This is a genomic window from Sorangium sp. So ce1504 (assembly GCF_051521635.1).
Classification (GTDB): domain Bacteria; phylum Myxococcota_A; class Polyangia; order Polyangiales; family Polyangiaceae; genus Sorangium; species Sorangium cellulosum_B.
This window is the reverse complement of sequence record NZ_CP150365.1, coordinates 3,490,442-3,508,589: the sequence shown is the minus strand read 5'-3', so window position 1 is coordinate 3,508,589 and position 18,148 is coordinate 3,490,442. Positions and strand designations below refer to the sequence as shown.

General features: G+C 72.1%; 11 protein-coding genes. 5 read left to right on the top strand and 6 right to left on the bottom strand.

Going from position 1 to position 18,148, the window contains the following annotated elements; translation table 11 throughout:
* The first annotated feature begins 68 nt into the window (after positions 1 to 68).
* Complete coding sequence (locus tag WMF39_RS13405) at positions 69 to 1,082, top strand: CPBP family glutamic-type intramembrane protease (protein WP_437745907.1); 1,014 nt, start codon at positions 69 to 71, stop codon at positions 1,080 to 1,082.
* Between the two features lie 104 nt (positions 1,083 to 1,186).
* Here the strand turns inward: WMF39_RS13405 and WMF39_RS13400 are convergent, their stop codons facing one another.
* Complete coding sequence (locus tag WMF39_RS13400; RefSeq protein WP_437745906.1) at positions 1,187 to 1,672, bottom strand: hypothetical protein; 486 nt, start codon at positions 1,670 to 1,672, stop codon at positions 1,187 to 1,189.
* A gap of 207 nt (positions 1,673 to 1,879) precedes the next feature.
* Here WMF39_RS13400 and WMF39_RS13395 point away from each other — a divergent pair, with 207 nt between their 5' ends.
* Both WMF39_RS13395 and WMF39_RS13390 read left to right on the top strand, forming a co-directional pair.
* Positions 1,880 to 2,584 (top strand): transglycosylase SLT domain-containing protein, encoded by a 705-nt coding sequence (locus WMF39_RS13395; RefSeq protein ID WP_437745905.1) that lies wholly within the window; start codon positions 1,880 to 1,882, stop codon positions 2,582 to 2,584.
* Between the two features lie 231 nt (positions 2,585 to 2,815).
* Positions 2,816 to 4,201, top strand: a complete 1,386-nt coding sequence (locus tag WMF39_RS13390) for a KamA family radical SAM protein (RefSeq protein WP_437745904.1) — start codon at positions 2,816 to 2,818, stop codon at positions 4,199 to 4,201.
* Between the two features lie 54 nt (positions 4,202 to 4,255).
* Here WMF39_RS13390 and WMF39_RS13385 read toward each other — a convergent pair whose 3' ends face one another.
* The 4 genes from WMF39_RS13385 to WMF39_RS13370 form a co-directional block, all read right to left on the bottom strand.
* On the bottom strand, positions 4,256 to 5,704 hold the full coding sequence (locus WMF39_RS13385) for a helix-turn-helix transcriptional regulator (RefSeq protein ID WP_437745903.1): 1,449 nt from the start codon (positions 5,702 to 5,704) through the stop codon (positions 4,256 to 4,258).
* Between the two features lie 244 nt (positions 5,705 to 5,948).
* Complete coding sequence (locus WMF39_RS13380; RefSeq protein ID WP_437745902.1) at positions 5,949 to 6,584, bottom strand: hypothetical protein; 636 nt, start codon at positions 6,582 to 6,584, stop codon at positions 5,949 to 5,951.
* 268 nt (positions 6,585 to 6,852) lie between these two features.
* On the bottom strand, positions 6,853 to 8,913 hold the full coding sequence (locus tag WMF39_RS13375) for a MopE-related protein (RefSeq protein ID WP_437745901.1): 2,061 nt from the start codon (positions 8,911 to 8,913) through the stop codon (positions 6,853 to 6,855).
* A gap of 231 nt (positions 8,914 to 9,144) precedes the next feature.
* Positions 9,145 to 10,821, bottom strand: coding sequence for a hypothetical protein (locus WMF39_RS13370; protein WP_437745900.1), 1,677 nt, complete (start codon positions 10,819 to 10,821; stop codon positions 9,145 to 9,147).
* A gap of 211 nt (positions 10,822 to 11,032) precedes the next feature.
* On the opposite strand from WMF39_RS13370, the gene WMF39_RS13365 reads away from it, so the two are divergent.
* Both WMF39_RS13365 and WMF39_RS13360 read left to right on the top strand, forming a co-directional pair.
* The gene (locus WMF39_RS13365) at positions 11,033 to 12,370 is read left to right on the top strand and encodes a porin (protein WP_437745899.1); all 1,338 of its coding nucleotides are present in this window, start codon (positions 11,033 to 11,035) and stop codon (positions 12,368 to 12,370) included.
* 11 nt (positions 12,371 to 12,381) lie between these two features.
* Positions 12,382 to 16,020: a PHP domain-containing protein gene (locus WMF39_RS13360; RefSeq protein WP_437745898.1), complete on the top strand. Its 3,639-nt coding sequence runs from the start codon at positions 12,382 to 12,384 to the stop codon at positions 16,018 to 16,020.
* Between the two features lie 162 nt (positions 16,021 to 16,182).
* Here WMF39_RS13360 and WMF39_RS13355 read toward each other — a convergent pair whose 3' ends face one another.
* Positions 16,183 to 17,913 carry an OmpA family protein gene (locus WMF39_RS13355; RefSeq protein ID WP_437747974.1) on the bottom strand — a complete coding sequence of 577 codons (1,731 nt, stop codon included), beginning with the start codon at positions 17,911 to 17,913 and terminating at the stop codon, positions 16,183 to 16,185.
* Between the last annotated feature and the right edge of the window lie 235 nt (positions 17,914 to 18,148).

The window sequence follows — 18,148 nt, the reverse complement described above, 5'->3', positions numbered from 1 at the left end:
GTCGAGATCCCGCGTCGCCCGAGTGTCGCCGCTGTGCTGGGCCGCGGATCGTGGTACACGGCGCGCCGATGCTCAACCTGGGGAGCTGGCTCGTGGCGCACGTCGACCGGCTCCGGCCGCTGCAGCCGCCCCTCTCGGACGTCAGCTCCCGCCTCGCCGGGCCCTCGTCGGCCCTGGGGAGCACCGTCCTCAAGGCCCTGTTCCCGGTCGTCGCGTACATCGCGCTCGCGCCCGTCCTCTGGCTCTTCTTCCGGCGCACCTGGCGGGAGCTCGACGTCGAGGCCCACGAGCACCAGCGGCGCACCCTCGCCGCCGGCGGCTACGACCGCCGCCCCGCGGTCCTGTTCACCATCACCGCCGTCGTGCTCATGCTGCAGCAGTACTACGGCGGCCGCGCCGTCTACGACGAGCACATCCGGCCGTGGCTGCGCGAGCTCGAGCTCGCTCAGGCGCTCTCGCCGGGCGGGACGCTGCTGCCCATCTCGATCCGCCGCTACGACGAGCTCTACGGCTACGTCTGGTGGTCGTTCACCCGCGTCTTCGGGTACGTCGCCATCCCGATGGTCGCGTGGAAGGCCTGCTTCCCGAAGGACAGCCTGCTCGACATGGGGCTGCGCGTCCGGGGGCTCGCGAAGCACGCGTGGATCTACCTGCTCTGCCTCGCCGTCGTCGTCCCGGCGGTGTTCGTCGTCGCGAGCGCGCCCGACTTCGGGACCTATTACCCGTTCTACAAGCAGTCCTCCCGCTCCTGGTTCGACCTCATCGCCTGGGAGACGATGTATTTCGCCCAGTTCTTCGCGCTGGAGATCTTCTTCCGCGGCTTCTGGCTCGCCGGCCTGCGGCACACGCTGGGCTCCGGCGCGATCTTCGCGATGATCGTCCCCTACTGCATGATCCACTTCGGCAAGCCGTACCTGGAGGCGGCCGGCGCCGTGGTCGCCGGGATCGCGCTCGGCTCGCTCGCGATGCGCACGAAGAGCATCTACTCGGGCTTCCTGGTCCACGTCACGATCGCGCTGCTCATGGACCTCGTCGCGCTGTCGAACCGCGGCGCGCTGCCGCGATCGTTCTGGGGGACGTGACGTTTCCTGACGTCTCCTGACGTCTTCTGACGTCTTCTGACGTCTTCTGACGTCTTCGCCGGCCGGCCGGCGGCGCGCCCGATGACGCGCCCTCGCGCCCTGGCTCAGCCGAGCGTCCGGGTCAGCTTGCGCATGATCTCCGCCCGGCTTCGGTCACGGATCCCGCGCCGGTAGAGCGCCTCCAGCCCGCCCGCGGCCGCGCGCACCGCGTCGCGGTGCTCGCCGTCCCAGGGGAGCACCGCGAGCCTCCGCCAGAGGATCTTCTCGAGGAGCCGGGGTTTGCGCCTGGCCAGCGCGCCGCTCGCGAGCTCGATGACCCGAGCCGAGGTCGGGTCGGCGCGCATCGCGCGCACGAAGAACCCCACGGCCGCTGTCACGCGGCGGCCGCCGTGCATCGCCTGTACGCCAGCGTCGCACAGGGCCTCGGCCCGCTCGCGCGGGGTCGCCGCGCGCCGCGCGCGCTCCCGCGCGGCCTGCACCTCGGCGCTCAGCGCGTCCCGGCGCCGCCGGGCAGGGCGCATCTTGACGACGAGGAACAGGATGAAGAGGGCCGCAACCCCCGCGAGCACATGCCGCCAGCCGATCTCCATGGCGCCCGCCTTACTACAGCGCCCGGGACGTGCTCACCAGACCGAGCTTCCACGACGGGGGGGCGGCGCGCCGGATCGCCTCACGACGGCGTCCTCGGAATGACGGCGCGTGCCCGAAGCGTTGCTCTCCAATTCAGCTTCCTCCGATTCCACTGGCACGATTTCCGCCGATACGGTGCGGTTTGCGCGAGCGGACGATCGCAACCTATGCTGAACCGAGAGATGCCTGCCCCGTCGACCTCCGGGCCTTCCCTTCGCGTGCCCCTGCGCGCCCTCGCCGCCGCGCTCGGGCTCGCCGTCCTCGCGCTGCACCCGGGCAGCGCGCTCGCCGACATCTTCACGTACACCGACGCGGATGGAACGGTGCACTTCGCGAACCGCCCCACCGGCGACGCGCGGTTCAAGCTGTACATCAAGGGCGACGGGCGCCGCTCTTCGACGACGCGCGCGGGGGTGACGCCCGTCGCGCCGAGCGACAAATCGCTCGAGCGCTTCAGCCGCTACGACGCGTGGATCCGGCAGGCCGCCGCGCTCTATCAGATCCCCGAGGAGCTCGTCCGCGCGGTGATCAAGTGCGAGAGCGACTACGATCCACGGGCCGTCTCGCCCGTCGGCGCGCAGGGGCTGATGCAGCTGATGCCAGAGACCGCGCTCCGCATGCAGGTGCGCGACGCGTTCGACGCGCGAGAGAACATCTTCGGTGGAACGCGGTACCTGCGCATCCTGGCCAACCTCTTCAACGGAGATCTCGATCTCACCATCGCCGGCTACAACGCCGGTGAAGGGGCGGTCATGAGGCACGGCGGCATCCCGCCGTACGAAGAGACCCAGGCCTACGTGACGCGCGTCCGGACCTACTACGCGCGCTACCGCACCACCCGCGACACCACGGTCGCGTCGATCGAACCCTGACCGGCTCGCGCGCCCGCCAACCGCGAGCGCGCTCGCCAACCCCCCGCCCGCCCGCCAGAGGCGCCGCTCGGCGACAAGCGGCGCACATCGCCCCCGACCGGGGTACCGCGATGCTACGCTCCCAGGAACCGCTGCCGCAGCCTCTCCCGGGCAGGCCCCGAGACGCGTAGGCGCAGGCACGCGGCCATCCCTCGACGCTCTCTTTGCTCCGCGCGAGCAAGGGTCCACGACATGACGACCACCTCGAGCCTCATCGAACTCAGCAAGCGAAGCCACGACATCGCGCCCCTCAAGCCGCCGGTGGACCCGGCGTCCCTCCAGCACGCGAACCTGCTCGAGCTGCCCGATTTCCGGAGGATCCCGGCCTACGCCGACGTGACCGACGAGCAGTTCATGGACCACCGGTGGCAGGCGAAGAAGTCGATCACCCGCCCCGACAAGCTGCTCGACACGCTGCGCGGGATGGTGTCGGACGACTTCATCCGGGACGCGACGGAGGGCTTCGCGCACGCGCCGATGAGCGTCCGGGTCTCGCCGTACATGCTCTCTCTGATCGACTGGAACGATCCGTACGGCGATCCGCTCCGTACGCAGTTCATCCCGCTGGCCTCGCGCTTCCTGCCGGATCACCCGAAGCTCGGGCTCGATTCGCTGCACGAGCGCGCGGACGCGCCCGTCCCCGGGCTGACGCACCGGTACGCCGACAAGGCGCTCTTCCTGCCGCTCGACACGTGCCCCGTGTACTGCCGCTTCTGTACGCGCAGCTACGCGGTGGGCATCGACACGGAGGAGGTCGAGAAGACCCACTTCAAGGTCGACGAGGAGCGCTGGAAGCGAGCGTACGCGTACATCGCGTCGCGCCCCGAGCTGGAGGACATCGTCGTCTCCGGCGGAGACGCGTACAACCTGCGGCCGGAGCAGCTCGGCGCGATCGGAGAGACGCTCCTCAGGATGCCGAACATCCAGCGCATCCGCCTCGCCACGAAGGGCCCGGCCGTGATGCCGCAGAAGATCCTGACCGACGACGAGTGGATCGACGCGGTCACGCGCACGGTCGAGCTCGGCCGGAAGCTGCACAAGGAGGTCGTGATCCACACGCACTTCAACCACCCGAACGAGATCACGGGCGTCACCCGCGACGCGATGAACAAGCTCTTCGAGCGGGGGATCACGGTCAGGAACCAGTCCGTGCTGCAGCGCGGGGTGAACGACACGCCCGAGACGATGAAGCTGCTCGTGAAGCGCCTGGGGCACGTGCACGTGCACCCCTACTACGTCTACATCCACGACCTCGTCCGCGGCGTGGAGGACCTCCGGACCACGCTGGCGACCGGGCTCACGATCGAGAAGTACGTGCGCGGCTCGACCGCCGGGTTCAACACGCCGACGTTCGTCGTCGACGCGCCCGGCGGCGGAGGCAAGCGCGACGCGCACTCGTTCGAGCACTACGACCGCACGACCGGGATCTCGGTGTTCGAGGCGCCGAGCGTCAAGCCGGGGCAGCGGTACACGTACTTCGATCCGATCGATCAGCTGCCGGCCGAGGGGCGCGCCCGCTGGGCGGACCCGGCGGAGCACCAGAAGATGATCGACGAGGCGCTCCAGGCCTCGCGCTGAGGCGGGCCAGCTCCGCGGGTCAGGGATCCCACCCGGGATCGCTGGACTGCGGAGCTAGGCCTCGGCCGGCGACGGCGGCTCGTCGTAGCGAGCGAGCGCGCCGGCGAGCTCACGCTTCACGCGGTCCACGAGGTCGGGCGGCTCGACGACGCGCGCGGTCTCGCCGAAGCCGAGGACCCACGTCGCGAGCTCCGTCATGTCGCCGATGAGCATCGTGAGCCGCACGCCGCCGCCGGACAGCGGCGTGATCTCCTGAGACGGATGCACCTTGCGCGTCCGCACGAACTCGGTGACACGCTCGTCGAAGTCGATCACGACGCGCCGGGGCTCGCCCCCGCGCCAGATGCCGAACTGGCCCTGGAAGTAGTCGTCGATGGAGAAATCCGGGGGCAGCTCGAACCGCTCGGTGACCGCGCACTCCGTGTCGCGCATGCGATCGAGCAGGAACGTGCGCACCTCGCCGCGCCCCACGTGGAGGCCCACGCAGTAGATCGCGTCCTTGTAGAGGACGAGCGCGTACGGGTGGATGAGCACCCGCTCCTCGCGCCCGTCCCGCGAGCGGCGGTAGCGGCACCGCAGGGGGCGCAGGTCGGCGACGGACTGGAACAGGTCGTCGAGCTCCTCGGTGCGCGCGGCGTAGTCCTTCGGGGCGAACGGGAGATAGAGGAAGCGCTCCTCCAGCCGCGCGTCGGCGACGCCGGCGTTCGGCCCGCGCCCGGGCCTGCGCGCGACGCCGAGGAGGCGCTGCGCGGCGAGGTCGATCTCCTCGAACAGGGTCGAGCCGCGCATCGGCTCGAACAGCCGGCGGGCGGCGAGCAGGGCGTACGCCTGCGTCCGCCGCACCTCGACGCGCCGGGGCGCCTCGCTCGGAGACAGCCGCCAGAGGCGAGGGCCCCCGGGGCGCGTGGCGACCGACACGAGATCGAGCTCGCGCTTGACCTCGACAAGGTAGCGCCGGAGCGAGCGCGGCGTGACGTTGAGCTCGCGCGCGAGATCGTAGATCGTCAGGCCGGCAGGGTGCTTCTGCAGCAGGCTGCGCAGCGAGTCGAGCCGCCGGTGCTGCGTGAACGGGCCGCGCGGCCGGCCGCGCTGCGCGCCGCCCCGCTCGTCGTCCTCGTCGTCGTCGTCGTCCGGCGGAGGAGGCCTCTTCGAGGCGGCCGCAGGAGCACCCGCGTCCGCCCGCGGAGGGCCCGCTGGAGGGCGCACGCTCGGCGCGGGCGGGGCCGCTGGAGGGCGCACGCTCGGGGCCGCCGTGCTCGATCTGACGTCGAGGGCCGCGTCCCCGGTGAGCCGCGGCGCCGCGCCCGCGCGCGGCTTCGAGGGCGGCGTCGCGCCGCTCGAGAACGGGTCGGCGGTCTGGCCGGCGCGCGGGCGCGGAGCAGCCGCTGCCCCGCTCGATTTGCCGGCCCCTCGCGCGCGGGTGGACGACGAGGTGGCAGGCGCATGGGCACCCCCAGGGCCTGTGCGAACAGCGCGCGCCATCAGCTCAGCGCTGTATCGCATCACCCCCTCCCGTCCAAGATGTTTGTCCCGCGCCCTGCCGACCGAGCAGCGATCGCCGGCCGGGCGCGCGGCGGCGACGCTCGCCGCTCGCGGCGCTCCAGGAAGCGGCGCTCAGCGCTCGCCACGGCGCCGTGAGCTCGCGAAAATGTCGTTGGGTTACGGGAATTTCGCCGCGGTGAGCCGCGGGGACGCAGCGGCGAGCGGCGCGAACCGGAGCGGATCCGCCGCGCCGCCGGCGGGCGGCTCACCAGGGACGATCGCGCATCGTCTTCTTGTACTGCTCCTTGTAGAGGTCGTGGCACTGCTTGCAGCTCGCCTTCGCGCCGTCGACGTCGCCGGCCTTCGCCTTGGCGATGCCAGCTTTCGTGATCGCCACCCAGCTGCCCATGCCGGGCGGCGGCTTGCTGGCCACGTACTGCAGCGCCGTCGCGATCTTCGCGGCGTCGCCGCTCGAGGTCGCGGAGGCCATCGTGCTCTTCATCCAGGCCTGCATTGGGCACATCTTCTGGCCCTTCGCCCCGCACTCGAACTTCTTCTCGCCCGCCTGCGCGGCGCCGGTCGACGCTGGTCCCGCGGCCGCGGCGGCAGACGCAGCGGCCGTCGCCTTCGGCGCGGCCGTCTCCGCCGGCTCGGCGGTCGCCGCGGCCGTCTCCGCCGGAGCGGCCGACGCAGCGGCCGTCGGCTCGGCGGTCGCCGCTGCCGGCACGGCCGCCGTCGCCGCCGTCGCCGCCATCGTCGCCGCAGGGGCGGCGCTCTCGGTCGGCTTGCCCTCGGCCACCGCTCCGGGGGCCGTCGCGTCGCTCCCCTTGCTATCGCAGCCGAGCGTGGCGAAAGACAGGCTCGCGAGCAACAGCGCGAGCGGCGTGATCGTTCTCCTCATGCAGTCTCCTTGGGTGATGAACGGAAGCGCTCCTGACGAGCGCGAGGCCGAGGGATGCGTGCCGCGGTCCTCTGTGCGCCGCGCAGTGTAATCGGGTCGCCGTCCGTCCGCTGCGGTCGCGCGCCTCGGTCGGGGCGCCATTCCTCGAAGCGCCGCGTCCCCACAGCGCCCTCGCCAGGGGCGCCGCCGAGGCCCCCCATCGGGCGATCGGGCGCCGCGCCCCGACGTGCCCCGGAGCGGCGCCTGCCCTACCGCCCTGCGCGGCGCTTCACTCGCGCGTGCCGGGCGTCGAGGCAAACGTCGACCACTGGAAGTTGTCGAGGAGGGCCACGGAATCGTTCCAGGGATCGCCGGTGTCCCAAAGTACGAAGCGCAGCTCCATGATCTCACCTGAGGTGACATTGCCGTTCATGACCAGCCATCCGGTCCCGCCGCCCGCGAGCTCGCTCGATCCGCACCAGCCAGGGTCACCGCCGACCTGGGCGGGCGGCCTCGTGGCATCGAACCCCGTCCCGCGGAGCTGGGTGATGCTCGTGCAGGTGGTCGTCGTTCCGGGGGTGGCGCCGCCGCCGCACCCGGTCGGCCCGTTCACGCACTGGGTGAAGAGCCCGGTGTCGCCGAACGCGAGGTTCGTGCCCAGCGGGTAGACCGGCGCCCCGGCGGGCGGCGGGTCATAGAAGGCGAGGTTCCCGTCCGCAGGGTTCGCCGCCTCGCCTGGAAAGGGCTCGAACGTCGAGTCGAGGAGCGCCAGAAAGAAGTCGTTGAACCGGCTGCACACCCACTCCGGATACTCGGACGAGAGGAAGAACGTCGAGACGCTGAACGCGCTCGCGTTCGTCGGCACGCGGACGCGCAGCTTCAGCATCACGGGATCGAAGGCCGTCGCGCCGCCCTGCGGGTCAGGGCACCCGGGCGCGTTCGGGAGGTTGTCGCCGTTCGCGTCGAGCCAGTCCGCGGGCACCCTGCTCGACGTCCCCATGTCCTGACCGCCCTGGAACGGGGCGAAGCTCGGCCTCGTGTCGTTCGGCGCCGCCTCGGCCGCAGCGACGCCGGTCGAGAGCACCGCGAGCCGCGCGCCCTGGAGCGGCGTGATGCCGGAGCCGAAGCCCTGGCGGATCGATCGCTGGGCCGCGGCCGGCGCGCTTGCGCCGTCGGCGCGGTGGAAGCTCGCGGAGAGGACACCCCACGTGCGCTGCGAGCGCGACGGTGGGCTCGCCGTCGTGGTGACGCAGAGGTCGATCGCCTTCGCATAATCGAGCGCGGTCGGCGAGTCGCTCGTGAGCCCGGCGTCGCAAGGCGCGGTGTTGTCTGCCACGCCGTCGCAGTCGTCGTCGATCCCGTTGCCCGCCACCTCGAACGCGCCGCGGTTCACGAGGGCCGGGGTGCCGCACCCGTCCGACGGGGAGTCGCAGCAATCGCCATCGCAGATCGTCCACCCGTCGCCGTCCTGATCGGGTGGGTTGTCGACGGCGCCGTCGCAGTCGTTGTCGATGTCGTCGGCGCACACGTCGAGCGCCGGCAGCACCTGGTGGAGGCATGGCCCCCACGAGAGGCCGCTCGGCCTGCAGGTGGAGACCCCGGGGGCGCAGGGAGCGACCCCTTCGGTGCCCGGCGATCCCTCGTAACACACCCTCGTGTCGCCCGGCGTGCACGAGCAGGGCCCGCGCTCTGCTTCGTCGTGCTCGCACCCGTCCGCCGGGTCGTGGTTGCAGTCGAGGAACCCGTCCTCGCAGGCGGTGAGCGCGCACGCTCCCGACGCGCAGGCGATCCCGGCGTGCGAGAGCTCCGGACAGGCGCGACCGCAGGCGCCGCAGCTCAGCGCGTCCGTCAGGAGATCCCGACAGACACCATCGCAGCACGCCGCGCCGCTCTCACACGGATGCGCCGCCGAGCAGCCCTGAACGCACTCGCCCTCTCCGGTGCACAGCGCGCCCGGGGGACAGTCGCCGTCGACGATACAGGCAACACAGGCGTGCTTCGCGGGATCGCAGGTGAGCGGAGCTGCGCAGTCGGACTCGTCTTCACAGCCCGAAAGGCAGCGCTTCGCCTCGGGATCGCAAACCTGACCGGGCGGGCACGCCAGAGGGCCAGGCAGACAGGCCACGCAGTCGCCCGTCTCCCGGTCGCACAGCGGGGCGCTCGGGTCCGCGGCGCAGTCGGCCGGACAGCCGGAAGCGCCCTCGCCTCCGGCGCCTCGCGGGGTGTCGGGGCCTGCCGCGCCGGCGCAGGACGGCGCCACGCCGGACGCCAGCGCGAGCCCGACCACGGCGGCGAGCCCTCCGCTCCAGGCCAGCGGGCGGCGACGGACTGCGCGGGTTCTGGTCGACATCGGCAAGCGGCTCCCCTCCTCGGCGCGACGCACCCGAGGGGTGGCCGACCGCAAGGATCGTAGACTACCCGGTCGGTGCCTGGAACGACGGCAGATCGGCGGGGATGAGGCGCCTCGCCTGAACGTCACGTCACCGACGCGCCCCCTGCGACCACGGCGCGCTTCGCGACGCGCGACACACGACAGCGGCGCGCTCGGCTGCGCCGAGCGGAGGTGCGACCGGGGCGTCGCTCAACGCGTGTGCTCGTAGAGCGTGAAGGCGCCATCGCGCTCGATCCGGCGAAACGAGGGGTGCGCCGCGGTGAACACCGGCTTATCCGGCCGCTCGTTCCGGAGGATCACGTAATCGTACGCGACGCCATGGACATCCGGCTTGAACCACTCACCGCGGTTCGACGGCGGCGCGGGGAGGCGACGCTTCAGCGTGAAGGGGAAACCCACGTTGTGCCAGCCGTCCGCGCTGAAGCCCCCGTGCATGATCTGCACCCACGAGGAGAAGTGGTTCGTGCCCTCGATGATCAACGATTCATCGGTCCGTGGAGGCAGCGTCAAGAAGAGGACCTCGGCGCCCGGCGGGATGCGCGCCACCATCCGGGCGAACGGCTCGACGCGCTCGTCGAAGCGCGCGTATTTCTCCGAGAGGTGGAGCGGCAGCACGAGCGCGGCCGCCACGGCGGGGGCCATCAGGAGGCGCGAGCGGCCCTGGAGCGGCGCCGTGATGGCCAGGAAGCCGAAGAAGCAGATGAACGGCGAGAAGCGCCCGCTCACGAACCACCAGTCGAAGGGGCGAGCCAGGTGCAGCGGCACGAGAAAATAGCAGATCGCCATCGCAGCGCAGAGGGCGAGAGAGCGATGGCGGTGCAGCCGGTCGAGAAGCGAGCCGGCAGGCGCGGCTGGCTCGCGCGCGGGAAGGCCGCGGCCAAGGAGGAAGCGCCGGGCGACGCGCGCGACGCCAGAGAGGCCCAGCAGCGACGCCACCGCGAGGAGCACCCAGAAGAGCCGGGTGTCGAGATCGCCCGATACCGAGTCGAGCGTGTACTCGGGGAACGATCGGAGCATCTCGTGCCATGGCACCCAGACGCCCTGGAACCGCGGGCCGCTCCGCAGATCGACCATGGGGCTCTTGAAGGCGACGAGCTGCCACAGGACGAGCGCGACGGCGGGCGCGAAGAGCGGCAGCGCGACGGCGATCCGCGACCACCGGGGCAGGTGGCAGAGCATCAGCACGGCGACGCAGACGTAATAGCCGAAGAGGATCAGCGGATGGCTGAGGCCGCAGCCGACGCTGAGCAGCGCGACGGCGGCCCCGCGCAAGGGGCTCGGCCGATCGAGGTAGGCGTCGAGCGCGAGCACGCCGGCGAGCAGCAGCGCGACGCCGACGAGGAACGGCAGGAAGCCGCACGCCCAGGAGAGGGTGAAGGCCAGCGGGAAGGTGAGGACCGAGAGCCAGGGGCTGCGCCGCGTCCGGCGCGCCCAGCCGAGCGCCGCCGCGGGGATGGCGAGCACATAACCGGAGAGCACGACGCGATTCGCGTTCTCGAGGCCGACGCCATAGGCGATCACGTGCGTCAGGATGTGATAGGCGCCGTAGGGGGCCGGACGGAGGCTGAGCTCGTAGAAGTCCCTGAAGCGCGTCCACGGCTCATCGAAGCTGTGCCAGATATGGACGGCCGCGAGGTGGTTCGGCAGATCGAGCAGCGGCAGGAACCGCACCCGCCATATCGGCACGATGGCTGCGACGGCGAGGAGCACGAACGTCGCGATGAACGCCCTGTCGCAGGGCCAGCGATTCCCGCTCCCGACCGCGGGAGGCGCCTCCGCGCCGGGAGATGGAGGCGGCGGGGCGGCGGACGCGCTGGCCCGGGGCGTGGGATCGCTGTCGGACGGGCTCGAACCGGGCATTTCCATGAGAAGTGTGGCGCTCCCCTTCCCTCCGCTGCTGCGCGAGGAGCGGGTAGGCCGCGAGCGTTAGCACAGCGCGCCGCGCGGATTGCAGCGCCGCGTGTCTTCCTCTAGTTTCCCGGGCACCTCGCCGGGTGGACACGGCACGAGGTGACGACCACTGCCCAGCCGGAGCGGCACGGGGCGCTCCACGCAGCCCTCCAGGAGACCCGAATCCATGAGGCACCTCGCTCGCGTCGCAGGCGGCGCCGCAGTCCTGCTCGCCGCCGCCACGCCGCGCGCGCAGGAGCCCGGGCCCGCGGCAGAGGAGCCCGCCGCCGCGGTCGCGAGCCCTGGCGACGCGCAGGCAGAAGGGGTCGAGGCGGCCGCCGAGCCGGGAGGCGCAGCGGCGCCGGCCGCTCGGCCGAGCGCGCCTGCGCGGGAGCCGCGGCCGCGCGAGGCGCCAGCGCCCGCCTCTCCGGCCCCCGCGAGCGGCGACCGCGGCGACCTCTTGCCGCCGGGCTTCCGGGAGCGGGTGCGGGTCGCGCTCGGGCCGCTCGAGATCGCGCCGATCGCGCTGCTCGCGCTGCAGGCCGCGCCCTACGTGGGCGACGACGCGCTGGGCCAGGCCGGCGACAGCGCCGAGCAGCCCGGCTTCCGGCTGCGCCGGGTCCGCGCCGGGCTGCGCGGCGACGTCGCGGGGCTCGTGCGGTTCGCCATCTCGACGGAGCTCGCCGGGGACGACGAGGGGACGGCGCGCATCCACGAGGCGTGGGCCGGCGTCACGGCGGCGCGCGCGCTCGAGGTGATCGCGGGCGCGCGCACCGTGCCCTTCTCTCGCTCGGCGATGACCGGCGCCGGCGACGGCGCCCTCGCCGAGCGGCCGCTCGCCGTCCGCGCGATCGCCCCGTTCACGCAGGTCGGGATCCAGGCCGAAGGGCACTTCCAGGACCGCGCCTTCAGCTGTCACGCGGGCGTCTACAACGCCTTCCAGCGCTCGGATCAGTTCTACGCAGGTCCCTCCGAGAGCCTCGCTCCCCTCGGCAACCGCTTCGAGGGGATCGCCGTCGCCGGCCGGGTCGCCACCGAGCCGCGGGGCCCGCTCGGCCGTACGCTCCAGGACGTCGCCCGCTCGCCCTTCCGCCTCGGGGTCGGCGCCGACGGCTTCTTCAGCGACGGCGGCGCGCGCACGCTCTACGGCGCGAGCGCCGATGTCCTGGTGCACGCCGCGGGGCTTCACGCGCTCGGCGAGGTGCTCTGGACCGGGGCGAGCCCCAAGGCGGTGCCCACCCAGCCGATCGCGCAGATCACCTCGGTCTCGTCGCTCGCGCTCGTCTTCGAGGCAGGCTACATGCTCATCGCCCGGAAGCTCGGTGTCTCGGGTCGCGCGGAGTGGATCGACCCCAACCTGGATATCGACGATGAAGGGGACAACCTCGTGCTCACCGGCGGCGCGAGCTACCACGCGTACGACGATCTGGTGAAGGCGCAGCTCGAATACACGCACCGGGAGGAGCTCGGCGGGCTGTCGAGCTCGAACGACGTGCTCCTCCTGCAACTCCAGCTCTCGCTGTAGGAGAGAGCTCTGTGCGGCGAACCCACCGCTGGCTCACCCGGATAGCGCTCGTCCCGCTCGCCGCCGCCGCGCTCGCCGCCCCCGCGCTGCCGAGCTGCGGGGGCGATCGGCTGCTCCGCGCCAAGCGGATAGAGCAGCGCGCCGAGCTCGTCGGCGGCCCGGTGGCGATGGCGGACATAGGCGACTTCCTCCTCGAGAACGACCAGATCCGCGTGGCGATCCTGGGCGGGCGGGACTCGCCTGGGCCGGGGATCTTCGGCGGGGCCGTGGTCGACGTCGACCGGCGGCGCGGCCGGATCGGCGAGGAGGGCGGACAGGGGCGGGACCGGTTCGCGGAGATGTTCTCGCTCGCCAACCTCATCGTGCCCGACCCGACGGCGACCGACGTCTCCGTGCTCGCGGACGGCTCCGACGGCGCAGAGGCCGGGATCCGCGTCGAGGGAGACGGCGAGTTCCTGTTCGAGGCGATAGGCCTGCTCCGGGCGCAGGAGGATCTGCTCGGCCTCTTCTTCCCCGGCGTCCGCTCCAGGATCCGCTTCCGGACAGACTACCTCCTTCACCCGGGCGATCGGTTCGTGACGGTGCGCACGGTCCTCCTGCTCGACGACAGGCCGCCGCCCGGCTGCGAGCCCCAGAGGAGCTGCGAGCCGTGCCCGAACGGGTATCGGCAGGATCCGGGCGGCTGCCTGACCTGCGCGTGCAGCGACGTCCTGCCGCTGGACAACGCCACGGCCCCGGTCTCGGTGTTCGGCGGCGTCCTCGGCGATCCGCCGGAGGCCGCGCAGGAGGCGTCGTCGCGCCGCGCCGGCATCGTCGCCGGAGATTTCGTGTTCTTCGGCAACCAGAACGACGTCTTCGCGCCCGGCGCGGGCTTCGACGAGGACACGGCGGTCCAGGACGCGTGGAACGCGGGGCGGAACTCCTTCCAGGCGCCGCTCACCTTCGATTTCGTGGCCGCGGCGGGCGGCGACGTCAGCTACGGCTACTTCACGAAGGCAGCGGAGGGCGCGGCGCCGCCTTTGGTCAACGTGCCTCTCTTCGCGAGCGCGGCGACGGCGTTCGTGTCCGCCAGCCGATCGTGCCTGTTCAACGAGGAGGACGACGCGGCGTGCGACGCCCACCGCGCGTTCAGCTACGAGCGCTACCTGGCCGTGGGCGACGGCGACGTCTCGAGCGTGACCGGCGTGATGCACCGGCTCCGCGGGACCGCGACCGGCGCGGTCAGCGGCCACGTGCTGTGGGAGGACACCCTCGAGGCCGCGCCGAACGCCCGGGTGTTCGTCTTCGCCGATCCCGATCCCGCGCGGCCCTTCGCCTCGCTGGACGAGCTCGTGGCGGCCAACCGGGAGGCGCGCGGCGACGTGGGCCTCATCGACGAGATCGACGCGGATCTCGGCCTCGACCCGTCCGAGGACGGCGATTTCCGCGGCGCCCTGCCGCCCGGAAGCTACCTGCTCGTGGCGAGGAACGCGGCGGGGACGGCGATGTCGGCGCCCATCCGGGTGAGCCTGCGGGCGGGACTGGAGGCCGTGGTGTCGCCGCGCCTCCCCGCGCCGGCGAGGGTGCGCTACCGCGTCGCGGACGAGGCGGGCCAGCGGGTGCCGGCCAAGCTCGCCTTCGCCTCGCTCGACGAGGCGGGGCGGAGGCTCCCGGGCGACGGCCGGCGCAGGGTCTACCTCGGCGACGGCCGGCTCGGGAACGGCAACCGCGCCGTCGAGATCACGGCCACCGGCGAGGGAGAGGTCGAGATCGAGCCGGGGCGATACCAGATCACGGTGTCGCGCGGCATCGAGTACGGCATCTACGTGGAGCGCGACGTCACGCTCGCGCCGGGCCGCACGTTGCAGCTCGACGCCACGCTCGTGCGCGAGGTCGACACGAGCGGGTGGATGTCGGCCGACATGCACCTCCACTCCGAGCCGAGCTTCGACAGCGGCATGGCGCTGCCGCGGCGGGTGGCCACGGTGGCGGCGGAGGGCGTGGAGCTCGCGGTGTCGACCGACCACGACGTCGAGACGGACTACCAGCCGACAGCGCGCGCGCTCGGGCTCGCGCCTCACCTCGCCACGGCGATCGGGGCGGAGATCACCACGCTGGAGCAGGGGCATTTCATCGGGTTCCCGCTCGAATACGACGAGCTCGACGTCCCGGGCCACGGGGCGCACGACTGGACGTGCGAGCCCGGCGGGGCGATCCTCGACGCCCTCCGGGCCTCCGGCGACGGCACCGTGGCGCCGCTGACGATCGTCGCGCACCCGCGCGACGGCTTCTTCGGCTACATCGACCAGCTCGGCGTCGACACCTACACGATGGGCCGGACGCCGACGTTCCTCGAGGAGAACAACCCCGTCTTCCGGACCGCGAGCTGCGCGTTCGACGCGATGGAGGTCATCAACGGCAAGCGGTTCGATCTGGTGCGCACGCCGAGCGTGGCCGAGGTCGTCGACTGGAACCGCTGCCTCGCGCGGCTGAACGCCGCCGGGAGCGCCGCCGAGATCGAGGCCGCGTGCCCCGAGGCGGCGGGCTGGCTGCGCGCGTCGTGCACGGCGCCGTCCGCGCCGGGCGGCGCCCCCGGCGCAGGCGCGGCTGCCGCCGCTTTGGCCGTTTCCGATTGCAAGCGCCGCGCCCGCACCGAGCTCGCGTGGGCGCTGATGAAGCGCATCCTCGCCCGGACGCCCGACGAGCAGGCGAACAACTGGGGCTTCTCCGGAACGACCTCCGACAGCCAGGAGCTCTGCGGGCCCGCGGCGCTCGGCGGCGATCCGGTCCCCGAGGACGCGCGCGACGCGCCGTGCACGTACCGCGCGGGCCAGGTGGACGATTATTTCCGCTACCTCGAGCGGGGCTTCGCCCCGGCGCAGATCGCCAGCAGCGACAGCCACGACGGGTCGAAGGAGCCGGGCTTCCCGCGGACCTATTTCCGGAGCGCGACCGACTCCCCGGCCGCCCTCGAGACGCCGGCCGCGGTCGAGAGCTTGCGGGGCGCGCACGCCTTCGCGACGTACGGCCCCTTCATCCGCGCGACGATCCGCGGCAAGACGTATGGTGAGGTGGCGGCGGCGAGCGCCGGAGAGTCGCTCGAGCTCCTGTTCGATGTCCAGACGGCGAGCTGGTTCGGCGTCGATCGGGTGGAGATCTACCTGAACGGCGGGATGGTCCGCTTGCTGGAGCCGGCCATGCCGCCGAGCGCGATCGTGGACGTGCGCGGCAAGGTCACCTTCACGGCGCCGGATCGCGACTCCTGGGTGGTGATCATCGCCATGGGGCTCGAGGACAGGAACCTCATGAGCCCTGTCTCCCTGGACGTCCCCTTCGGTGAGATCCAGCTCTCGCGGCTGGCCGGCGACGCGTTCGGCAGGATCCCCGCGCTCAGCGCCCTGTTCGCGCCCACGCCGACGGTGCCCGACTGGTCGCCGGTCCCGCCCTATGCGATCACCAACCCGATCACCATCGATGTCGACGGCAACGGCCGCTACGACGCCCCGCTGGCGAGGCCCGATTTCTGCTCTCGTCCCTGCGATCCCGGCGCCCTCGATCCGGAGCAGTGTCCCGCGGAGCAGGTTTGCCTGACGGAAGAGGCGGTCTGCGGCTTTCCGATCCCCGGCAAGTGCGACCATCGTCGCCCGGCGCTCACGCACCGCGACGACTGAACGCCGATCCCCGGGAGCGCGCTTGCGTGGGACGCGCCCGCGTGGCCGGGCCGAACCCGGCCGGCGCTCAGGAGATGACGTTTGCGTGCACATGCCGCGGCACGTGCACGCAAACGTCGCTTGATCTCGGGGGGAGGATCGGCCAGCCGCTCCGGCTGGAGCTTACCGGCCCTCGATCGTCTGCGACTTGATATGGAACTCGACGCGCCGGTTGCGCTGCCGGCCTTCGGGCGTGTCGTTGGACAGGAGCGGCCGGCGGGAGCCATAGCCGACGGAGGTGAGCCTCTCCGACTGAACACCCTTGTTGATCAGGTAGACCCTGACCGCGATGGCGCGGTTGTGCGCGAGCCGGTCGTTGTAGTCGATGGTGCCCTGGTTGTCGGTGTGCCCCTCGATGCTGAGCAGCTTGATCTCGGGGTTCGCCTTGAGCAGGCGCACGACCTCGTCGAGGATCGGATAGCTCTGCGGGAGGATCCTGGAGCTGTCGAACTCGAACTCGACCTGCTTCATGATCTCGATCTCGGCGGAGCCCGTGATCCTGCGGATGTAGAAGGGGCAGCCGTTCTTCTCCGGGTCTTCGACGACGACCTGCCCCGGCTCCTTCGGGCATTTGTCCGTGGCGTCGGGGATGCCGTCCTGATCCGCGTCCTCCTCGGGGCAGCCGTCGCGATCGTCGATGCCGTCCTTGTCCTCGGGGTCGTCCGGGCACTTGTCGACGACGTCGGGGATGCCGTCGCCGTCGCGGTCGGGCATGTCCGGACATCCGTCGCTCGGCTTGGGCTGCTTGCCGTCCTCGGGGTCCTCCGGGCAGAGGTCGATGACGTCGGGGTAGCCGTCGCCGTCGGTGTCCTTCTCCGCCGTGATCACGTAGTTGAACCCGGGCGAGCGGGCTTCGGAGTCGGCGATGCCGAACGAGCCGCCGACGAGGGCGACCCCCCGGAAATCGGGCGCGTAGCCGCCGCTCATGCGGGTGCCGACGCCGGCGCCGACGTAGACCGCCTTGTCCTTGGTGAGGAACATCTTGCTGTTGAGCTGCCACTCGATGGGCGAGGCATCGAGCTCGCCCGCGGTCTCCTTGAGGAGGCCGAACGAGCCGAAGATCTCGGCCCCGAGGCGGAGCTTGCCGTCGAGGAGCGGGACGTAGCCGCCGACGCCGTACGTGAGCTCGCTGCCCACGACGAGCTCGCTGAGCGCCACGCGCGGCCGGATGGCGACGCCGGTGTTCAGGGTGACGAAGAAATCCTTGAAGTCGTACTCGGCGCCGAGGCCGAACGAGCTGCTCACGCCCCGGTCGCCGGCGAACGAGTACGTGTTGCCGATGGGCACGAAGACCGCGCCGGTGAGGCCCAGCCGGAAGCGGCGCTCGTCGAGCTCCAGGGCGACGAAGCGCGCGTCGACCCGGAGGTCCATCGGGGTGGCGGTCTTCAGGTCGACGCTCTGGTTGAGGCCGAGCTCGCGGTGGTAGGTCTGGTTGCCGTCCTGGAACAGGACGATGGGGAACGCGACCTGGAGGGCGCCGCGGCCGAGGATCTCGACGCCCGCGTTCAGGTAGGTGATGAGCTGCGAGGTGACGGGCCCGTCGCCCTCGATCCGCTCCTCGATGGCGAGGTTGTCAACGTAGTTGTCGTCGCGGAGCGGGTGGACCGACATCCCCAGCCCGAGCTGCCCGAAGAAGCGCGTCCGTTCCCCCATGTGCGGGCGCCAGACGCCGATTCCGTCGTCGGGGGCGCCGGCCATCCTGAGGCGATCGAGGTAGAAGGTCCGGTCCTGCGCGCGGGCGGCGGAGGGCGCCAGCGCGGCGAGGGCCGGTGCGGCCAGGGCCGCTGCGGTCAGCGCGCAGCGAAGGCGCGACGGGCGTCGCGGCGCACGGCCCGGCAGGTTTCGTCGATCCATCACGGTGAGCTGTCCTCCAAGCAACGCTCGAAAAACGAGGTTGACGCGGGCGTTCCGCCGCATGCGGGCCGGCGTCCGGGCGGGAGACTACTCGGCCCGGGGGAGGATGTCTCCTGGGTCGAACCAGGAGGTGCGAGGACCGCCGCGGAAGCGGGCGGCTGTGTCCGGGGCGCGCGGGCTTGAGGCGGCGGGCTGGCGCGCGGTGCTACCGCGTCCTCGGCACGGTATGTAGCGT